The 18,844-nt window shown below is 66.9% G+C and carries 20 protein-coding genes and 3 pseudogenes; 16 read left to right on the top strand and 7 right to left on the bottom strand.

Features of this window, described 5'->3' with window-relative positions; genetic code table 11:
* Nucleotide 1 precedes the first annotated feature (1 nt).
* Genes BAY1663_RS12450 through BAY1663_RS12435 form a run of 4 tightly spaced genes read left to right on the top strand, consistent with a single transcriptional unit; the run spans nt 2 to nt 2,040 of the window.
* Nucleotides 2-499, top strand: a complete 498-nt coding sequence (locus BAY1663_RS12450) for a hypothetical protein (protein ID WP_037041251.1) — start codon at nt 2-4, stop codon at nt 497-499.
* Entirely contained in the window at nt 499-873 is a 375-nt protein-coding gene (locus BAY1663_RS12445; RefSeq protein WP_037041249.1) for a hypothetical protein, read from the top strand. The genes BAY1663_RS12450 and BAY1663_RS12445 overlap by 1 nt, the downstream gene beginning before the upstream one ends.
* Nucleotides 866-1,615, top strand: a complete 750-nt coding sequence (locus tag BAY1663_RS12440) for a DUF364 domain-containing protein (protein ID WP_037041247.1) — start codon at nt 866-868, stop codon at nt 1,613-1,615. The genes BAY1663_RS12445 and BAY1663_RS12440 overlap by 8 nt, the downstream gene beginning before the upstream one ends.
* Nucleotides 1,612-2,040 (top strand): hypothetical protein, encoded by a 429-nt coding sequence (locus tag BAY1663_RS12435; protein WP_256206723.1) that lies wholly within the window; start codon nt 1,612-1,614, stop codon nt 2,038-2,040. The genes BAY1663_RS12440 and BAY1663_RS12435 overlap by 4 nt, the downstream gene beginning before the upstream one ends.
* A gap of 384 nt (nt 2,041-2,424) precedes the next feature.
* Here BAY1663_RS12435 and BAY1663_RS12430 read toward each other — a convergent pair whose 3' ends face one another.
* The 5 genes and pseudogenes from BAY1663_RS12430 to BAY1663_RS12410 form a co-directional block, all read right to left on the bottom strand.
* On the bottom strand, nt 2,425-2,643 hold the full coding sequence (locus BAY1663_RS12430; RefSeq protein ID WP_037041244.1) for a Nif11-like leader peptide family natural product precursor: 219 nt from the start codon (nt 2,641-2,643) through the stop codon (nt 2,425-2,427).
* 162 nt (nt 2,644-2,805) lie between these two features.
* Entirely contained in the window at nt 2,806-3,903 is a 1,098-nt protein-coding gene (gene modC, locus BAY1663_RS12425) for a molybdenum ABC transporter ATP-binding protein (protein ID WP_037041243.1), read from the bottom strand.
* 12 nt (nt 3,904-3,915) lie between these two features.
* Entirely contained in the window at nt 3,916-4,596 is a 681-nt protein-coding gene (gene modB / locus BAY1663_RS12420) for a molybdate ABC transporter permease subunit (RefSeq protein ID WP_037041241.1), read from the bottom strand.
* 6 nt (nt 4,597-4,602) lie between these two features.
* Nucleotides 4,603-5,355 carry a molybdate ABC transporter substrate-binding protein gene (gene modA / locus BAY1663_RS12415; RefSeq protein WP_037041239.1) on the bottom strand — a complete coding sequence of 251 codons (753 nt, stop codon included), beginning with the start codon at nt 5,353-5,355 and terminating at the stop codon, nt 4,603-4,605.
* 11 nt (nt 5,356-5,366) lie between these two features.
* Nucleotides 5,367-6,172: pseudogene (locus tag BAY1663_RS12410) on the bottom strand (TOBE domain-containing protein).
* 390 nt (nt 6,173-6,562) lie between these two features.
* Between BAY1663_RS12410 and BAY1663_RS12405 the strand changes: the two are divergent.
* From BAY1663_RS12405 to BAY1663_RS12355, 11 genes and pseudogenes are all read left to right on the top strand, one after another.
* Nucleotides 6,563-6,886, top strand: a complete 324-nt coding sequence (locus BAY1663_RS12405) for an iron-sulfur cluster assembly accessory protein (protein WP_011912526.1) — start codon at nt 6,563-6,565, stop codon at nt 6,884-6,886.
* Between the two features lie 61 nt (nt 6,887-6,947).
* Nucleotides 6,948-7,897: pseudogene (gene nifU, locus BAY1663_RS12400) on the top strand (Fe-S cluster assembly protein NifU).
* A 1-nt stretch (nt 7,898) separates the two neighbouring features.
* On the top strand, nt 7,899-9,107 hold the full coding sequence (gene nifS / locus BAY1663_RS12395) for a cysteine desulfurase NifS (RefSeq protein ID WP_037041236.1): 1,209 nt from the start codon (nt 7,899-7,901) through the stop codon (nt 9,105-9,107).
* 38 nt (nt 9,108-9,145) lie between these two features.
* Entirely contained in the window at nt 9,146-10,291 is a 1,146-nt protein-coding gene (gene nifV / locus BAY1663_RS12390; protein WP_037041233.1) for a homocitrate synthase, read from the top strand.
* Nucleotides 10,288-11,031 (top strand): serine O-acetyltransferase, encoded by a 744-nt coding sequence (cysE, locus tag BAY1663_RS12385; protein WP_037041230.1) that lies wholly within the window; start codon nt 10,288-10,290, stop codon nt 11,029-11,031. The genes nifV and cysE overlap by 4 nt, the downstream gene beginning before the upstream one ends.
* 12 nt (nt 11,032-11,043) lie before the next feature.
* The gene (locus BAY1663_RS12380; RefSeq protein WP_037041227.1) at nt 11,044-11,583 is read left to right on the top strand and encodes a hypothetical protein; all 540 of its coding nucleotides are present in this window, start codon (nt 11,044-11,046) and stop codon (nt 11,581-11,583) included.
* Complete coding sequence (gene nifW / locus BAY1663_RS12375; RefSeq protein ID WP_011912532.1) at nt 11,580-11,927, top strand: nitrogenase-stabilizing/protective protein NifW; 348 nt, start codon at nt 11,580-11,582, stop codon at nt 11,925-11,927. The genes BAY1663_RS12380 and nifW overlap by 4 nt, the downstream gene beginning before the upstream one ends.
* A 19-nt stretch (nt 11,928-11,946) precedes the next feature.
* The gene (locus BAY1663_RS12370; RefSeq protein WP_037041224.1) at nt 11,947-12,417 is read left to right on the top strand and encodes a nitrogen fixation protein NifZ; all 471 of its coding nucleotides are present in this window, start codon (nt 11,947-11,949) and stop codon (nt 12,415-12,417) included.
* A complete protein-coding gene (gene nifM, locus BAY1663_RS12365) occupies nt 12,407-13,285 on the top strand; it encodes a nitrogen fixation protein NifM (protein ID WP_037041222.1) in 879 nt (292 codons plus the stop codon). The genes BAY1663_RS12370 and nifM overlap by 11 nt, the downstream gene beginning before the upstream one ends.
* Nucleotides 13,282-14,597 (top strand): annotated as a pseudogene (clpX, locus tag BAY1663_RS12360) (ATP-dependent Clp protease ATP-binding subunit ClpX). Before nifM ends, clpX begins: the two are co-directional and overlap by 4 nt.
* A gap of 200 nt (nt 14,598-14,797) precedes the next feature.
* A complete protein-coding gene (locus tag BAY1663_RS12355; protein WP_037041220.1) occupies nt 14,798-15,340 on the top strand; it encodes a flavodoxin in 543 nt (180 codons plus the stop codon).
* Nucleotides 15,341-15,565: 225 nt separating this feature from the next.
* Here the strand turns inward: BAY1663_RS12355 and BAY1663_RS12350 are convergent, their stop codons facing one another.
* Nucleotides 15,566-16,888 (bottom strand): OmpP1/FadL family transporter, encoded by a 1,323-nt coding sequence (locus BAY1663_RS12350; RefSeq protein WP_037041218.1) that lies wholly within the window; start codon nt 16,886-16,888, stop codon nt 15,566-15,568.
* A 188-nt stretch (nt 16,889-17,076) separates the two neighbouring features.
* Entirely contained in the window at nt 17,077-17,922 is an 846-nt protein-coding gene (locus tag BAY1663_RS12345) for a sulfurtransferase (protein WP_037041216.1), read from the bottom strand.
* 198 nt (nt 17,923-18,120) lie between these two features.
* Here BAY1663_RS12345 and rnd point away from each other — a divergent pair.
* A partial coding sequence (gene rnd / locus BAY1663_RS12340) for a ribonuclease D (protein ID WP_037041213.1) occupies nt 18,121-18,844 on the top strand: 724 nt, incomplete at its 3' end.

The following is an 18,844-nucleotide window of genomic DNA, read 5'->3' as shown; positions in this document are numbered from 1 at the left end:
CATGGGTGAGGTGCTGTTGCTGGAGCCCGAACGGGCGTTCTTTTCCGACCGCACACCGACCGGGCTGCGCTACCTGTTGAACAGCGCGCGCGGCCTCGAGCATCCGGCGGCGGTCGAAGCCCTGCTGTTGGAGGCCCGGCGGCGCTGGAGCGAGGAGCCGGACGCGCATGTCGGCCTGTACAAGTTCTACTTTCTCCAGGCCCGCTACGCGGAGGCCGAAGCCGCCGTGTGGGAAGCTCTGCGGCGGGCTGCGGCCTGTGCCGGCTTCAGTCGCAACTACCGGCGCCTGCACCCTGCCAGCGCCGACTGGCAGACGCGCCGTGGTGCCACGCGGTTGTACCTGTTCAGCCTCAAGGCACTGGGCGTGATCCGCCTGCGCCGTGGCAAGGTGGACAATGCACGGCGGGTGCTGGAGAAGCTGCTGGAGTTGGATCCAGGCGATGAAATAGGTGGTGAGGCGTTCCTGCAGATCGCCCGCGCCTTTGAAGAGGAAAGCTGATGGAACTGTCGTTCGAAGCGCGCCTGCACGCGGCGAAGCCGCTGTTTGGCGAAATCCAGAATGCCCTGCAGGCCTGCCTGCAGCGTGCGGCGATCAGGTTGCAACTGCCTGCCGACGGTGAGCCGACCCGCAGCGAAGTGCGGGTCGATCCGTTCGATCGCAGCGAATGCTTCTACAGCGAATGGCGCAGCACCCATGGTGACTTCCTGGGCAGCATGCAGATCAATGGCGACGGACAGGTCTACGCCGAATTCGACGTGCTGCTGGCGCACCCGCACAAGCCCGCCTGGATGGTGGAGGCGGTAGCCGCCTGGGGCTGGCCGGGTGCGCTGAAGAGCGAGTTGCGTCTGCTGCCGGCGCTCGAACATGAATGAGCTCTACGACTGGCTGCTGGCCCGCGCCGCGCAAACGCAGGCGGTCGAGCATCTGTGCCTGGGGCTGAACTGGACGCTGGCCGAAATCGATGGCACCCAGGGTTTCGCCTTCAGTCCGCGTCAGGTGCCGCGCACGCTCGGCTGGTCGGGCACGCTCGCTGGCCAGAGCAATGCCGCGCTGCTGCCCTGGCTGCTCTCATGGAACGGCGCCGAAGCCGCGGTCGGCCTGGCCGTGCTCAACGCCAGCGTCAATACCCCTGCTGGCTGCCAGCACGAGGCGCTGGCGCTGCGCGCGGAGGCACCGGGGCACCTGCAGGTGTTCGCGCATTTCCGTCCGCGCCTGGCGGGCCGACGGGTCGTGGTGATCGGCCATTATCCCGGCCTCGAGCGGCTCTGGCAGGACCAACCCTACCAATGCCTGGAGCGCCAACTGCAGGAGGGCGACCTGCCCGATTGCGCCGCCGAGTACCTGCTGCCCGAGGCCGACTGGGTATTCGTCAGTGCCAGCAGCATCGCCAACAAGACCTTGCCGCGCCTGCTCGAGCTGTCGCGCCAGGCGCAGGTGGTGTTGATGGGGCCGAGCCTGCCTTGGCTCGAAGGCTGGCGGCGCTTCGGCGTGGACTACCTGGCCGGCGTCCGCGTGGTCGATCCCGCTGGCGTGCGACGAGTGGTCGCCGAAGGTGGCGGTACGCGCCTGTTCGCCGGGCCAGTGGAATACGCCTTGCTGGCGCTCGACAAATGATGGAGCCACAAGCGAGCGGCAGGCTGGACTGGCGGGTAGTGATCTGTCACAAGCACCCGGTCAGCGCGCGCCTGCATTTCCTGGTGCCGCAGCGCGGCGGGGTGGTGCTGCCGCAGCCGCTTCCAGCCCTCACGGTATTCGCCGAAACCCCGGGACAGGGCGATCTGCTGGTCCACCCGGCCAGTGCCCTGCGCAGCCTGCAGCGCGAACTGGGGATCGAGAAGCCGCTGGAGTTGGTGGCCGATTACCGGGTCGACCTCGAAGTGGCGGGCGGGATTCTGCCGGTATTTCTCGCCGCACTGGACGGGCACGACCTGTGCCGGGCGGCCATCGGAACCCATTGGATCGAGCTGACGCAGAGCATCGGCATGCCCTGGCTGGATCGCGAACTGCTCAGGCGGGCCTACGAAGTACTGATCGGGTGAAGCGTAGGCGCGTGGATCGGGCGGTCGCCTAGCCTGATTTCCAGACATATGGACGCCACCCATCCTACTGCACTGAAAAGCATCGCCCCGAGGGCGGGCCTCCCACAAAAGCAGCCAGCAGCACCGAGCCCCCGTGGGAGCGCCCTAGCGGCGATGCAGGCCGGTAGGCCTGCCAAAGACTGAAAAGCATCGCCGCGGGGTCGGGCCTCCACAAAAGCAGTCCCGTAGGGTGGGCCGGGTGGCGTTCCGCTTCAGCCCACCAATTCCAATGGGCGTCATCGAGGTGGGCTGAAGCCCACCCTACTGCTGCGTGCCGAAATGTAACGTCGTGACGGATGCACGGACCGATGGCTGACGTGTTGGCAATCAGCCACCTCCCGCACCTCAGGCGCGCAGCAGTGCCTTGGCCATCTTCGGCGACAGCTGGGCTTCGCTGAATTGCGGCTCGTTCGGCGGGTAGAGCAGGTCCTCGATGATGCTGTAGCCGTGTTCCTTGCCGAGGGCGATCACGTCGCGGACCTTTTCACAGGCCTTGAGTTTTTCGCCGAGCGCCGGGTCGTTCAGGGCTTGGTTCGAGAAGGCTTGGATTTCCTTGATGGACATAGGGTTCTCTCTGTTGCGATGACTGGAACCAGCGCCGAACGGCTGGCGAGGCATGCCATAGCAACATCGATGCCTGAGATCATTCCATTTAATATCAATGGCTTATGAGGTTTTGACGGGCTGCCGATTGTCGTATTGGCGACAATCGGACAACAGCCGGGCTCAACCCAGCAGGGCCACGGCCTTGATCTGTGCCCACAGCGGCAGCCCGGGAGCGATGCCCAACTGGTCGGCCGAGCGGCGAGTGATGCGCGCCAGCAGCGGCGTGCCGCCGGCATCCAGGCGCACCAGCACGTGGGCCGGGGTGTCTGCCGCGGCCAGCGCTTCGACTCGCGCCGGCAGCAGGTTGGTGATGCTGCTGCCCTCGGCACGGGTCAGCGCCAGGCTGACGTCGCGGGCATGCACGCGAAAGCGCAGGCGCTGGCCGAGCGCTTCCGGCCGCTGCGCCACCAGCACCTCGCCGCCGGGGAAGGTCAGGCGGGTCAGGTGGTAGGCGTCGTCGTGTTCGGCCACGTGGGATTCGACCACCACGCCGGCGTCCTCGCCGAGGGCGGTGGGCAGGTCCAGTCGTGCCAGGGTTTCGCGCAGGCCGCCGGCGGCTACCGCCCGGCCCTGGTCGAGCAACACCACGTGATCGGCCAGCCGCGCCACTTCGTCCGGCGAATGGCTGACGTAGAGCACCGGGATGTCGAGTTCGTCGTGCAGGCGTTCCAGGTAGGGCAGGATTTCGTTCTTGCGCTTGAGGTCCAGCGCCGCCAGCGGTTCGTCCATCAGCAGCAGGCGCGGGCTGGTGAGCAGGGCGCGGGCGATGCCGACGCGCTGGCGCTCACCCCCGGACAGCGTTCCCGGCAGGCGCTCCAGCAGGTGCTCGATACCCAGCAGCTTCACCACATGGTCCCAGTCCACCCGGCGCTGGGCGGCCTTGACCCGACGCAGGCCGTATTCCAGGTTGCGCCGTGCCGTGAGGTGCGGGAACAGGCTGGCTTCCTGGAATACATAACCCAGGGCGCGCTCGTGCGTCGGGACGAACAGCCCGCGCGCACTGTCCTGCCAGCGTTCGCCGTTGACTTCCAGGTACGCCTCGCCGGCGCGCTCCAGGCCGGCGACGCAGCGCAGGCAGGTGGTCTTGCCCGAGCCCGAATGGCCGAACAGCGCCGTCACGCCGCGGCCAGGCAGGGCGAGGTCGACGTCCAGTTCGAAGCCGGGCCAGGTCAGGCGGAAGCGGGCGTGGATCTGCCCGGCGGTTGGTGAGTCGTTCATGCACGAGTCCCTTCAATTGAGGCCGGACTTGAAACGGCGGCTGGAGTACAGCGCCAGCAGCACGCAGAAGGAGAACGCCAGCATGCCGCCGGCCAGCCAGTGGGCCTGGGCGTACTCCATGGCCTCGACGTGATCGAAGATCTGTACCGAGACCGTGCGGGTGACGCCGGGGATGTTGCCGCCGATCATCAACACCACGCCGAACTCGCCGACGGTATGGGCGAAGCCGAGGATCGAGGCGGTGACGAAGCCCGGCCTGGCCAGCGGCAGCACTACGCTGAAGAAAGTGTCCCAGGGACTGGCGCGCAGGGTGGCGGCTACCTCCAGCGGGCGCTCGCCGATGGCTTCGAAGGCGTTCTGCAGGGGTTGCACGACGAAGGGCATGGAATAGAGCACCGAGCCCACCACCAGACCGGCGAAGGTGAAGGGCAGCAGACCCAGGCCGAGGCTCTGGGTCAGCTGGCCAACCAGGCCGTTAGGGCCCATGGCGGTGAGCAGATAGAAACCCAGCACGGTCGGCGGCAGCACCAGTGGCAGTGCCACCACTGCGCCGAGCGGCCCCTTGAGCGGCGAATGGGTACGCGCCAGCCACCATGCCAGCGGCGTGCCGATCAGCAACAGCAGTGCGGTGGTGAGGCTGGCCAGCTTGAAGGTCAGCCAGATCGCTGCGAAATCGACGCTGTCGAGCATCATCGCGGTTCAGTCCAGCTCATAGCCGTAGGCGCGAATCAGCGCGGCGGCGGTATCGCCCCTGAGGTAGTCGAGCAGCGCCTGTGCCGCCGGGTTGCCCTCGCCATGGCGAAGCAGCAGGGCGTCCTGGCGGATCGGCGCGTGCTGGTCGGCCGGCACCACCCAGGCCGAGCCGCGGGCGATGCGACCGTCCTCGGTCACCTGGGACAGCGCGACGAAGCCCAGCTCGGCATTGCCACTGGCGACGAACTGGTGGGCCTGGGCGATGTTCTCGCCCTGCACGAAGCGTGGCTGCAGCCGTTCGCGCAGGCCCAGGCGCTCGAGGGCTTCCAGTGCTGCGGCGCCGTAGGGGGCGGTTTTGGGATTGGCCAGGGCCAGGTGACGGAAGTCGCCGTCGGCGAGGATGCGCCCCTGCGGATCGACATAACCCTCGCGCGCCGACCACAGCACCAGGCTGCCGATGGCATAGGTGAAGCGGCTACCGGCGACGCCGGAACCCTCGTCCTCGAGTCGTGCCGGTGTACTGTCGTCGGCCGCCAGCAGGATGTCGAAAGGCGCGCCATTGTTGATTTGCGCATAGAACTTGCCGGTGGCGCCGAAGGCCAGCACGGCGCGGTGGCCGGTGTCGCGGGTGAAGGCGGCGGCGATTTTCTGCATCGGCGCGGTGAAGTTGGCCGCCACGGCCACCTGCACGTCGTCGGCGATGGCGGTTAGTGGCAGGCAGAGCAGCAGGGCGGCGCAGAAACGGCGGACGGGGTGCATGGCGACTCCTTTCAATCGACGGCGATGATGACGTGGGATGCTTGATCAGCGCGGTGCAGGGCTGGCCCAGGGCCAGGCCGAGCTCTTCGGCGCTCTCGTTGGTGATCACGGCGCTGAGGGTGCGGTTGCCCGGCAGCAGCAGCTTGACCTCGCAGTTCACCGCGCCCGGCATCAGCGCGCTGATGGTGCCGGTGAGGCGATTGCGGGCGCTGATCTTCACGTCAGGATCGGGCGAGAGCAGCACGAAGCTGGCCTTGATCAGCGCCATGGCGGTATTGCCGGGCGCCAACTGCAGTTCGTCGATGCTGTCGTTGGTCAGCGTGGCGCTGATGCACAGGCCTGCGCCGATGTCCAGGCGCAGGCTGCCGTTGACGGCCCCCTTGTCGACGGCGGTGATACGGCCGCGGAATTGATTGCGTGCGCTGGTCTTCATGGCGATGGCCCTCAGCAGCCGGTCGATGTCGTCGAAGCCTTCGATGCCCTCGGCGACCTGGGCGAGAAAGCGCTCGTATTCGGCCTGCATGCGCCGCCATACGTGGAGCATCTCGCGGCCGAAGTCGGTCAGGCGCGTGCCGCCGCCCTGGGCGCCGCCGGCAGAGCAGATCACCAACGGCCGCTCGGACAGGTTGTTCATGGCATCCACTGCATCCCAGGCGGCCTTGTAGCTCAGCTTGATGGCCTTGGCGGCGCGGCTGATGGAACCGGTGGCCTCGATCTGCTCCAGCAGGTCGATGCGCTTGCCGCCCAGATAGCCTTTCTCGCCCCGGTTGAACCAGAGCTGGCCGTCGATGCGCAGGGGTAGGTCCGCTTCGTTCATGTCGTTTCCTCGGGCTCCGGCTCTGGGCCTGGAGCAAGCAAGAATGCATCCAGGCCTGTGTTTTCAAATAAATCCATGAAAATCAATAAGTTAATGCTTTCATGAACGCCCCCTGAGCTGTCTGGAAGATGACATTGTGTGATTCGCTATATCGTTTTGTATATAGCGCTACAGAGGTATTCCGGCCAGCCGGAGGAACCGCGGCCTGGTGTGTCGCAAAGCCGACATTGCGCGCCATGCGTACCGTTCGCGACAGCGGGAAGGTCGTGCGATGAATCTATATGTATTTGAAAAATAATTGTTTTTCAGCTTGGCAAGGCTGGGCATGGGCGTTGCAGAAGTACCTGTGCCGGGTGGCCAGATCGCCGCCACAGCCGAGGAGACATGCCGATGATTACCCTGACTGAAAGCGCCAAGAGTGCGATTAACCGCTTCATCAGCAACGCCGACAAACCCACCGCCGGCTTGCGCATCCGCGTCGAGGGCGGCGGCTGTGCGGGGCTGAAGTACAGCCTGAAGCTGGAAGAGCAAGGCCTCGACGGGGACCAGCAGGTCGACTGCGGCGCCTTCACCGTGCTGATAGACGACGCCAGCGCACCGCTGCTCGACGGCGTGACCATGGACTTCGTCGACAGCATGGAAGGCAGCGGCTTCACCTTCGTCAACCCGAACGCCAGCAGCGGTTGCAGCTGCGGCAAGTCCTTCGCCTGCTAAGCGCCATTCGAGGCGGCCGGCCACGACCGGCCACCCAGCATTCACCGGGAGATCAGCCGTCATGTGGGATTATTCGGAAAAGGTCAAAGAACACTTCTACAACCCGAAGAACGCCGGCGCCGTGGCCGAGGCCAATGCCGTCGGTGACGTCGGCTCGCTGAGCTGCGGCGATGCCCTGCGGCTGTCGCTGAAGGTCGATCCGGACACCGACGTGATTCTCGACGCCGGCTTCCAGACTTTCGGCTGCGGCTCGGCGATCGCATCGAGCTCGGCGCTGACCGAGATGATCAAGGGGCTGACCGTCGACGAGGCGCTGAAGATCAGCAACCAGGACATCGCCGACTTCCTCGATGGCCTGCCGCCGGAGAAGATGCACTGCTCGGTGATGGGCCGCGAGGCCTTGCAGGCGGCGGTGGCCAACTACCGCGGCGAAACCCTCGAGGACGACCACGAGGAAGGCGCGCTGGTGTGCAAGTGCTTCGCCATCGACGAGGTGATGGTGCGCGAGACCATCCGCGCCAACCGGCTCTCCAGCGTCGAGGACGTGACCAACTACACCAAGGCCGGCGGCGGTTGCTCGTCCTGCCATGAAGCATCGAGCGGTTACTGGTCGAGGAGCTGGCCGCGCGCGGCGAGATCTTCGTCCCGGCCGGCACCGGCGCCAAGGCGGCGAAGAAGGCCAAGGCGCCGCTGGTGACCCTGGAAACCCCGCCGGCGGCTCAGCAGGCGGCGCCCGCCGCGCCGCGCATGACCACCCTGCAGCGCATCCGCCGCGTCGAGCGCGTGCTCGAATCGATCCGCCCGACCCTGCAGCGCGACCACGGCGACGTCGAGCTGCTGGATGTCGAGGGCAAGAACATCTACGTCAAGCTGACCGGCGCCTGCACCGGCTGCCAGATGGCCAGCATGACGCTGTCCGGCATCCAGCAGCGGCTGATCGAGGAGCTCGGCGAGTTCGTCAAGGTGGTCCCGGTCAGCTCCCCGGCCCACAGCGCGATGGCGGAGGTGTGAGATGAGCGGCATCTATCTCGACAACAACGCGACCACCCGTGTCGATGACGAAGTGGTGCAGGCCATGCTGCCGTTCTTCACCGAGCAGTTCGGCAACCCCTCGTCGATGCACAGCTTCGGCAACCAGGTCGGCATGGCGCTGAAGAAGGCGCGGCAGAGCGTGCAGCGGCTGCTCGGTGCCGAGTACGACTCGGAAATCGTGTTCACCTCCTGCGGCACCGAGGCCGATTCCACAGCGATCCTCTCGGCGCTCAAGGCCCAGCCCGAGCGCAAGACGATCATCACCACGGTGGTCGAGCACCCGGCGATCCTCAGCCTGTGCGACTACCTGGCCGAGGACGGCTATACCGTGCACAAGCTCAAGGTGGACAAGAAGGGCCGCCTGAACCTGGACGAATATGCCGCGCTGCTCGACGACGACGTGGCCATCGTCTCGGTGATGTGGGCCAACAACGAGACCGGCACGCTGTTCCCGGTGGAGCAGATGGCGCAGATGGCCGATGACGCCGGGGTCATGTTCCATAGCGATGCGGTGCAGGCGGTCGGCAAGGTGCCGATGAACCTCAAGGACAGCGCCATCCACATGCTCTCGCTGTCCGGCCACAAGCTGCATGCGCCCAAGGGCGTCGGCGTGCTCTACCTGCGCCGCGGCACGCGCTTCCGGCCGTTGCTGCGCGGTGGCCACCAGGAGCGCGGGCGCCGCGCCGGCACTGAGAACGCGGCGTCGATCATCGGCCTGGGGGTCGCCGCCGAGCGCGCGCTGGCCTTCATGGAACACGAGAACACCGAGGTCCGCCGCCTGCGCGACAAGCTCGAGGCCGGCATTCTCGCCGCCGTGCCCTATGCCTTCGTCACCGGCGATCCGGGCAATCGCCTGCCGAACACCGCCAACATCGCCTTCGAATACATCGAGGGCGAGGCCATCCTGCTGCTGCTGAACAAGGTCGGCATCGCCGCCTCCAGCGGTTCGGCCTGCACCTCCGGGTCGCTGGAGCCGTCCCACGTGATGCGCGCGATGGACATTCCCTACACGGCGGCCCATGGCAGCGTGCGCTTCTCGCTGTCGCGCTACACCACCGAGGAGCAGATCGACTACGTGATCCGCGAGGTGCCGCCGATCATCGCCCAGTTGCGCAAGCTGTCGCCCTACTGGAGCGGTAACGGCCCGGCCGAGGCAGTGGGCGATTCGTTCGCGCCGGTCTACGCCTGACGACCAAGTGGCCGCCCGCAGCGCCGAGGAGGTTCAGCATGTCCATCGTGATCGACGACACCACCCTGCGCGACGGCGAACAGAGCGCCGGGGTCGCCTTCAGCGCCGAGGAGAAGCTCGCCATTGCCCGCGCCCTGGCACAGCTCGGCGTGCCGGAGCTGGAGATCGGCATTCCCAGCATGGGCGAGGAGGAGTGCGAGGTGATGCGCGCCATCGCCGGGCTGGGCCTGCCGGTACGGCTGCTGGCCTGGTGCCGGCTGTGCGACGCCGACCTGCTGGCCGCCGGCGGCACCGGCGTGGGCATGGTCGACCTGTCGCTGCCGGTCTCGGACCTGATGCTGCAGCACAAGCTTGGCCGCGACCGTGACTGGGCGTTGCGCGAGGTCGCGCGACTGGTGGGCGCGGCGCGCGATGCCGGGCTGGAGGTGTGCCTGGGCTGCGAGGACGCCTCGCGCGCCGATCCGGAGTTCATCGTCCGCGTGGCGGACGTCGCCCAGGCCGCCGGCGCGCGGCGGTTGCGCTTCGCCGACACGGTGGGGGTGATGGAGCCGTTCGTGATGCACGAGCGCTTCCGCTTTCTCGCCGGGCGCCTGGATCTGGAGCTGGAAGTGCACGCCCACGACGACTTCGGCCTGGCCACGGCCAACACCCTGGCGGCCGTGCGCGGCGGCGCCACGCATATCAACACCACGGTCAACGGCCTCGGCGAGCGGGCCGGCAACGCCGCGCTGGAGGAATGCGCGCTGGCGCTCAAGCACCTCCACGGCATCGACTGCGGCATCGACGTGCGCGGCATTCCCTCGATCTCGGCGCTGGTGGAGCAGGCTTCCGGGCGCCAGGTGGCCTGGCAGAAGAGCGTGGTCGGTGCCGGGGTGTTCACCCACGAGGCGGGCATCCACGTCGACGGCCTGCTCAAGCACCGGCGCAACTACGAGGGGCTCAACCCCGACGAGCTCGGGCGCAGCCACAGCCTGGTGCTGGGCAAGCATTCCGGCGCGCACATGGTCGAGCTGAGCTACCGCGAGCTGGGCATCGAACTGCAGCAGTGGCAGAGCCGGGCACTGCTCGGCTGCATCCGCCGTTTCTCCACGCAGACCAAGCGCAGCCCGCAGAGCGCCGATCTGCAGGGTTTCTACCAGCAGCTGTGCGAACAGGGCCTGGCCCTGGCCGGAGGTGCCGCATGAACCTGTACCGCGAATGCCGCGACGATGTGCGCTGCGTATTCCAGCGCGACCCCGCCGCGCGCTCCACGCTGGAGGTGCTGACCACCTATCCGGGGGTGCACGCGATCATGCTCTACCGCCTCGCGCATCGCCTGTGGTGCCGCGAGTGGCGCTATGCCGCGCGCCTGCTGGGCTTCCTCGGGCGGCTGCTGAGCAACGTCGACATCCATCCCGGTGCCCGCATCGGCGCGCGCTTCTTCATCGACCATGGCGCCGGGGTGGTGATCGGCGAAACCGCCGAGATCGGCGACGACGTCACCCTCTATCACGGCGTGACCCTGGGCGGCACCAGCTGGTGCAAGGGCAAGCGCCATCCGACCCTGGGCGACGGCGTGCTGGTCGGCGCCGGGGCGAAGATCCTCGGGCCGATCAGCATCGGCGCCAATGCCCGGGTCGGCGCCAACTCGGTGGTGGTGCAGGACGTGCCGGACGGTTGCACGGTGGTCGGCATCCCCGGCAAGGTGGTGCGCCTGCGCGAGGCCGGCCGGCCCAACGTGCATGGCATCGATCTCGACCATCACCTGATCCCCGACCCGGTGGGCAAGGCCATCGCCTGCCTGCTGGAGCGCCTGGACAGCCTGGAGAAGCAGGTCGAACAGGGCGGCCTGGTCGCCGCCGGCAGCCAGCAGCGGCGCTACCAGGAATGCCAGCCGGACAACAGCCTGTGTGAAAACGATTGTCCGGCCATGGCCGGGCGCTGACGGAGCACGCCCATGGACCTGCAGGATTTCGACGGCGCCGGCCTGTATTTCGACGAGCCGCGCCAGCCGCGCGTCGCGGCACTGCTGGACGAGGCGTCGGCGCAGTACGCCACCGGCACGGCGGAGCAGCCGCTGTTGGCGGCGCAGGCGCTGGCGCCGGGCGATCTCAGCGTGCTGGTCGGGCTCTACCGCTTCTACTTCTACCAGCATCGCCATGCCGATGCCCTGGCCATCGCCGCGCAGGTACTGGCGGTGGTCGCGCCGCGCCTGGGGTTGCCCTGCGACTGGCGTGCACTCGATGCCGACTGCCTGGCACGCGTGGCGCCCGATGCCATCGGGCTGCTGCGTTTTCATCTGCTGGCGCTCAAGGGCGCCGGTTACCTGAGCCTGCGCCTGGGCCTGTTCGGCGAGGGCAAGGCGATGCTGAGCAAGGTCGCCGAGCTCGATGCGGACAACCGCCTCGGCGCGCGCCTGCTGCTCGATGTGCTGGCGGCCAACAGCGCCGCCATTTTCACCTTTCCCCCTGCTGCCACCGTGGAGACACGCCCATGAGCGAACAAGCCGCCGAACCGAACCTGGACGGGCCCCTGGACGAGGCGCTGGAAGAGCTGGTATCCGCCGAGGATTTCCTGAACTTCTTCGGCGTGCCCTTCGTGCCGTCGGTGGTGCAGGTCAACCGCCTGCACATCATGCAGCGCTATCACGACTACCTGTGTCAGGCCGGCGACATCGAGCACCTGCAGGATGCCGTGCGGTACGCGGTGTATCGCAAGCTGCTGGTGCGCGCCTACGAGGATTTCGTCGCCTCCGATGCGCAGACCGAAAAGGTCTTCAAGGTCTTCCACATGCACGAGCCGCAGACGACCTTCGTGCCCATCGATCAACTGCTGGGCTGACCCGCGGGAGGTGAGCGCCATGAGTCTGCCGCTCTACGAATATGGCCAGGCCGTCAGGCTGATCCGCAACGTACGCAACGACGGCACCTACCCCGGCAAGGACACCGGCGCCCTGCTGATGCGCCGCGGTGCGGTGGGTTGCGTCTACGACGTCGGCACCTACCTGCAGGATCAGCTGATCTACCGCGTGCATTTCCTCGATCAGGGCTGCACGGTGGGCTGCCGCGAGGAGGAGCTGATTCCCGCGTCGGACCCCTGGATACCCAACCTGTTCGAGTTCCGCGACCAGGTGGTCGCCACCCGCAGCCTGGCCGTGCGCGGCGAGGTGGTGGTGGAGCAGGGCCGCACCGGCAGCATCGAGAAGGTGCTGCGCGACCTGCCCGGCGGCATCCAGTACCACGTCTATTTCGGCGACGGTCGGGTGCTGCAGGTGCCCGAGACGAGCCTGGTCTGGGCCGACGCGCAGGCGGGAGGCGAGCATGAGCATTGATCTGGTCACCGGCGAGGATGCCCGCTACCAGCTGCTGAAGGTCGCCCACGAGCGTTTCGGCTGTGCCCCGGCCGCCCTCAGTTCGCCACAGCGTGAACAGGCCGAGCGCATCGTCGGTCGCCAGTTGCAGCTGGAGAACGCCGTGCTGCACAGTGCCGAGGCCTGCGGTGTGGTGATCCCGGACGAGCAGGTCGCCGATGCCTGGGCCGAGATCGCCGCCCGCTACGAGGACCCGCTCGCGCTGCACAAGGCGCTGGACGACAGTGGCCTGGACGAAGCCGGCCTGCGCCAGCTGCTGGCCCGCGAACTCAAGGTCGAAACGGTGCTGCAGCGCGTCTGTGCCGGGCTGCCGGAAATCACCGATACGGATGTCAGCCTGTACTACTTCAATCATCCGGAGCGCTTCGTGCGGCCCGCCACGCGCCTGGCGCGGCAGATCCTGATTACCGTCAACGAGGATTTCCCGGAAAACAGCCGGACCAGCGCCTGGCGCCGCATCAACCTGATCGCCGAGCGCCTGCTGCGCAAGCCGCAGCGCTTCGCCGAGCAGGCGCTCAAGCATTCCGAATGCCCTTCGGCGATGGAGGGCGGGAGCCTCGGCCTGGTACGCCCCGGCGTGCTCTACCCGCAGCTGGAGGCCTGCCTGTTCGCCCTGCGCGCAGGCGAGATCGGCCCGGTGGTGGAGACGCCACTGGGCTTTCACCTGCTGTTCTGCGAGGCGATCCATCCGGCGGGCCAGTTGTCGCTGCAGGAGGTCTTGCCGCACCTGCGCGAGAAGCTCCGCGCCCGCCAACACGCGCGGCACCAGCGCGCATGGCTGGCCGGTTTGCTGCAGTCCGCCCCAACCTCACCGGAGTCGCTGCCATGACTGATACCGATAAGCCTGCTGTTCGTTCTGCGGCGCGGAAAAATCGCCGACGGTGCCCTTGATCGCGGGTAACGAAGGCCGGATCTGCGAGGCCTGCGTCAAGCTGGCCCACCAGGTGGTGACCAGCTGGGGGCAGCGGCGCCAGGCCCAGCAGCTGGCACCGCAACTGCTCACGCCGGCGGCCTACATGCAGCACCTGGACGAGTCGGTGATCGGCCAGGACGAGGCCAAGGAAACCCTGGCGGTGGCGGTCTACAACCATTACCTGCGCCTGCTCAACTGCACCCGCGAGCCGGTCTGCCAACTGGGCGGCACGGTCGAGCTGGAGAAATCCAACATCCTCATGGCCGGCCCTTCGGGCACCGGCAAGACGCTGCTGGTGCGTACCCTGGCGCGCATCCTCGGCGTGCCCTTCGCCTCGGCCGATGCCACCACCCTGACCCAGGCCGGCTACGTCGGCGACGACGTCGACAGCATCATCGCCCGCCTGCTGGAAGCCGCCGGTGGCGATGTGCAGAAGGCGCAATGGGGCATCGTCTATATCGACGAGGTGGACAAGCTGGCGCGGCGTGGCGGGGGCGGCACGGCGGTGCGCGACATCTCCGGCGAAGGCGTGCAGCAGGCGTTGCTCAAGCTGGTCGAGGGCAGCGAGGTGCGCATCGGCAAGGGGGGCCGGCGTGGCGAACACGGCGAGGAGCAGGTGGTGGATACGCGCAATATCCTGTTCATCGCCGGCGGCGCCTTCCCGGGCCTGGAAACCCTGGTCGGCAGCCGCGTGCATCCACGCGGCAGCGCGATCGGCTTCCATGCGCGGCCGCAGCAACAGACGCCGTCGCTCAACGAGCTGCTGGCGGCGCTGTTGCCGGACGATCTCCATGAATTCGGGCTGATTCCGGAGTTCATCGGCCGCTTCCCGATCATCACCTTCCTCCGCGAGCTGGATCACGCGACGTTGCTGCGCATCCTCAGCGAGCCGCGCAACGCGCTGGTCAAGCAGTACCAGCAACTGTTCGCCTACCAGGGCGTGAAGCTGGAGTTCAGCCCGGCGGCGCTCAACCATATCGCCGACCAGGCGCTGCTGCGCCGCACCGGCGCGCGCGGATTGCGCGCGGTCATGGAGGGCGCGCTGCAGCGCACCATGTTCGAGATGCCGGCGCAGCCGCAGCTGCGCAGTTGCCTGCTCGACCTCGACGGGGAAGGTGGCGAACTGGTGGTGCTCAGGCAGTTCGACGAGCACCTGGACGCGCAGTCCGATGCCGCTCGGCCGGCCGTATCCGCGGGGGCACGCGCGCTGCTGAGGGTGGATGGTTGAATGTCGCAATACCGACAGCGGCGCGCGGCTGGCGGCTGCCGGCTGTGCGCTTTGCTACAGCTGGGCTGCACTTAAAGTTGTTTGTTTCCAATGACTTATAAGAATTTATCGGCTGGCGTGCTTCCTGCTAGAAGTCTTTTGCCGAGCGGGTGCGGACCCTGCGCGGTGTTTCATTCATCCAACAGCAATGAGGTGGCGTGATGGCCAGGATCGGACTTTTCTTCGGCAGCAACACGGGCAAGACGCGCAAGGTCGCCAAGATGATCAAGAAGCGCTTCGACGACGACACCCTGGCTGATCCGCTCAACGTCAACCGTACGAGCGCGGAGGATTTCGCCGCCTATTCGCACCTGATCCTCGGCACGCCGACCCTGGGCGAGGGGCTGTTGCCGGGGTTGAGCGCCGATTGCGAGAACGAGAGCTGGGAGGAATTCCTGCCGCAGATCGAGGGGCTGGATTTCACCGGCAAGACCGTGGCCCTCTTCGGCCTCGGCGACCAGGTCGGCTATGCCGACGAGTTCCTCGACGCCATGGGCGAGCTGTACGAATTCTTCAGCGAGCGCGGCGCCACCCTGGTAGGCGAGTGGCCGACCACGGGCTACGAGTTCACCCACTCCGAGGCGGTGGTGGAGGGCAAGTTCGTCGGGCTGGCGCTGGATCTGGACAATCAGAGCAACCTGACCGAGGAGCGGTTGGACGGCTGGCTGCGACAGATCGCCCCGGCCTTCGACTTGCCGTTGTGAACGGTCGTTGAGCTTCGTTCGGTGGGCGTCGCGCGGCGAAAAACGGTGCGACGCCGATACGAACAGCCCCGGCGAGACCGTAATGCTGTTCAGATAAGCACGGAGAGTTCTTTGTAGGGGCGCGCCATGCGCGCGAATCGCGGGCGTGGCCCGCTCCTACAGATCCAACATCCAGCTTGAGTCGTCAAGTGAACAGCATTACGGCGAGGCCGGGGTTTTCTTGCATCAGAAGCGGTAGCTCAGGGCAGCGCCGAAACCGTGGGCGCGGTTCTTGAACGTCGCATCGTAGTTGGCTTCCAGCAAGCCACCCTGGTAGGACCGATTGCGGCTCACGTCGACTTCTTCCTCTCGTAGGTAGGAGTAGGCGAGGTCCACCGTGACATCGTCGGTCGGATTCCAGGCCAGCCCGACGCTCACCGCGGTGCGGTCGCCGGATGGGATGCGTGGCGAACGATGGAGGTTGTTGGTCGGGCTCTGGTCGAAGGCCAGACCGCCGCGCAGCGTCCATTCGCGGTTCAGCTTGTAGGCCGCGCCGATGGCATACGACCAGGTGTCGTGCCAATCCTGCTCTTCGACGATAGGAGCCAGGTTGCCTTGCAAGGGGCCTGGAATTCCGTCGTTTTCAATGATGATGGCTTCGAAACGGCTCCAGCGCGTCCACATCGCACCGGCATACAGGGTCCATTGGTCGTTGAGTTCATGGGTCAACGATACGTCCACGGATTCGGGGGTTTCCAGGTCGAGGGAGGCATCGTACTTGCCCGCCGCTCCCGATGCGGCGAAGCCCGGACCGGAAAGGCGGGTATCGCCTTCGAGCGTGTAGTCGACCTTGGAGTGGTAGGTCAGGCCGGCGCGGGTACGCGGCGAGAACTCGTAGAGGACGCCGGCATTGAAGCCCAGCGCCGTGTCGTCGCCCTTGACCTTGACGCGACCATCGTTGAATCCCAGCGGGCCGGCCGCGTTGGGCGATGCACTTTGCAGCTCGCCATCGATGCGGTTGATGGTCGGACCGAAGCCCACCGAGAGCTTCTCGTTGAAGCGGTAGCTGACGGTGGGCTGCACGGTAACCACGCGGACTTCGCTGTAGTCGCCGAAATAGCGACCCTGATAGCCGCCTTCGTAGTCGGTGATCAGGCCGAACGGTACGTATACGCCGACGCCGACGGCCCATTTGTCGTCGATCGGCTTGACGTAGTACCCCATCGGGACTGCCGTGAAGGGCACCATGTCGCCATCGTTGCTGCCGCCATAGGGCAGGCTCGCGCCGCCCAGGGCCGGGCCGGAAAAGGAGCCGGAACTGTTCTTGATGTCCGTCTTGGCATGAATCGCCGCCACACCGAAACTGACTTCCTCGCGCTTGAGGCGCGACATGCCGGCAGGATTGCCGAACAGCGTGGTGGCGTCGTCGGCAGAAGAAGAGCGGCCAGCGAAGGAGGTGCCCATGCCGCTGATGCTCTGTTCGTTGAGGGCGAAACCGGCTGCCATGGCCTGGCTGGACAGAACCCCTGCGGCTACCGCGGCTGCGGTCTTCAACCATGTTGTTTTCATTGTTGTACTACTCCGGGATGAAAGCGGGTCGGAACCTAGCAACTTTCTCGGACAGGTAGCAAGACAATGAATTGCAATTTTTCGTAAACCTGACGACGATCGGTCGTGAAAACAGAGCAAACTTCGGTAAAAACCGAGCGGCCTGTTTGTGACCGGTCGGCCAGTTTTCGTGCATCGCCGCCTTTTCGTCAGGCGATCGGCCTCCGTGGGTCGGTGATCCATTCGCTCCAGGAACCCGGATACAGCGCAATCAGCGGGTAGCCGGCCAGGCTGAGGGCGAACAGGTTGTGGCAGGCCGTCACGCCGGAGCCGCAGTAGGCCACCGCGGCCTGTGGCGGCCGTTCGCCGAGCAGCCCGGCGAAGCGCGCACGCAACTGCGCAGGGCTCAGGAAGCGGCCGTTGGCGTCCAGGTTGTCGCCGAAAGGCGCGCACAGGGCGCCGGGGATGTGCCCGGCGACCGGGTCGATGGGTTCCACCTCGCCGCGATAGCGCGGCAGGGCGCGGGCATCGAGCAATGTCAGCTCGGGGCTGGCGAGGCGTTCCTCGAGTTGTGGGGCGTCGACGACCAGCGCCGCATCCGCCTGGCCATTGAAGGTGCCTCGCCGAGGCGCGGGAACTGTCGTGTCCAGCGGCAGACCAGCCTCGCGCCAGGCAGCGAGGCCGCCGTCGAGCAGGTAGAGCTCGTCGCGCTTGCCCAGCCAGGCCAGCAGCCACCAGGCGCGTGCGGCGAAGGCGCCGGGGCCGTCGTCGTAGAGAACCACCTGGCTATCGTCATCCAGGCCCCAGGCCTGGAGCCTGGCGAGCAACTGCTCCGGCTCCGGCAGCGGGTGGCGGCCCGTCTTGCCGGGGACCACCGGGCCGGATAGGTCCTTCTCCAGATCGGCGAAGCGGGCGCCGGGGATGTGCGCCGCGGCATAGCTGCGCTGGCCGTAGGCGGGATCTTCCAGCGCGAAGCGGCAATCCAGGACCAGCAGCTGCGGGTCCTGCAGGCGGTCGGCGAGCTGCGTTGGGCTGATCAGTTGGGCTAGCGGCATGGGACGGGACTCCGGCAGAGAACGAGTCCGAATAGTAGGCGCTGTTGGCGTCCGGCTGCGAGCCGTGACGAGAGCGGTGGGCGATTTCCGGTCGGATGGCCTGCTTCCGGTCATGAACGCCCGATGGGCATGGAGCACGATATATACTGCGCGCCTCGTTCGGCCGCGCGCCGGTCGTCAGCCGAAAAGGAGGGCCGTGTGGCCATCGAAACGCAATGGGTCCTGGATGATGAACATCTGGCCCGCCTGTGCGCCGAGTGGCGCCAACTGCCCTACGTGGCAGTGGATACCGAGTTCATGAGGGTCGATACCTTCTATCCCATCGCCGGCCTGGTGCAGGTGGGCGACGGCCGGCGCGCCTATCTGATCGACCCGTTGAGCGTGCGCGACTGGTCGCCCTTCGCCGGCGTGCTGGAAGACCGGACGGTGGTCAAGGTGCTGCATGCCTGCAGCGAGGACCTCGAGGTGCTGTCGCGCCTGACCGGCCGCCTGCCGCAACCGCTGTTCGACACCCAGTTGGCGGCCGGCTATCTGAACCTGGGCTTTTCCATGGGCTACTCGCGCCTGGTGCAGAGTGTGCTCGGGCTCGAACTGCCCAAGGGCGAGACGCGCTCGGACTGGCTGCAGCGGCCGTTGAGCGACATGCAGGTACGCTATGCCGCCGAGGATGCCCAGCACCTGGCCGAGCTCTACGAAGCCCTGCTGCCCAGGCTTTCCGACGACAAGCGGGCCTGGGTGCTGGAGGACGGCGCCGAGCTGGTGGCCAACCTGCAGCGTGAAACCGACCCGGACGAGGCCTATCGCGAGGTCAAGCAGGCCTGGCGGCTCAAGCCGCAGCAGCTTGCCGTGCTGCGGGTGCTGGCGGGCTGGCGCGAACGCCAGGCGCGGGCGCGCAACCAGCCGCGCAACCGGGTGCTGCGCG

The organism is Pseudomonas sp. BAY1663, assembly GCF_000582595.1.
GTDB classification, from domain to species: Bacteria; Pseudomonadota; Gammaproteobacteria; order Pseudomonadales; family Pseudomonadaceae; genus Stutzerimonas; species Stutzerimonas stutzeri_AF.
This window is presented reverse-complemented; position numbering and strand designations above follow the sequence as displayed.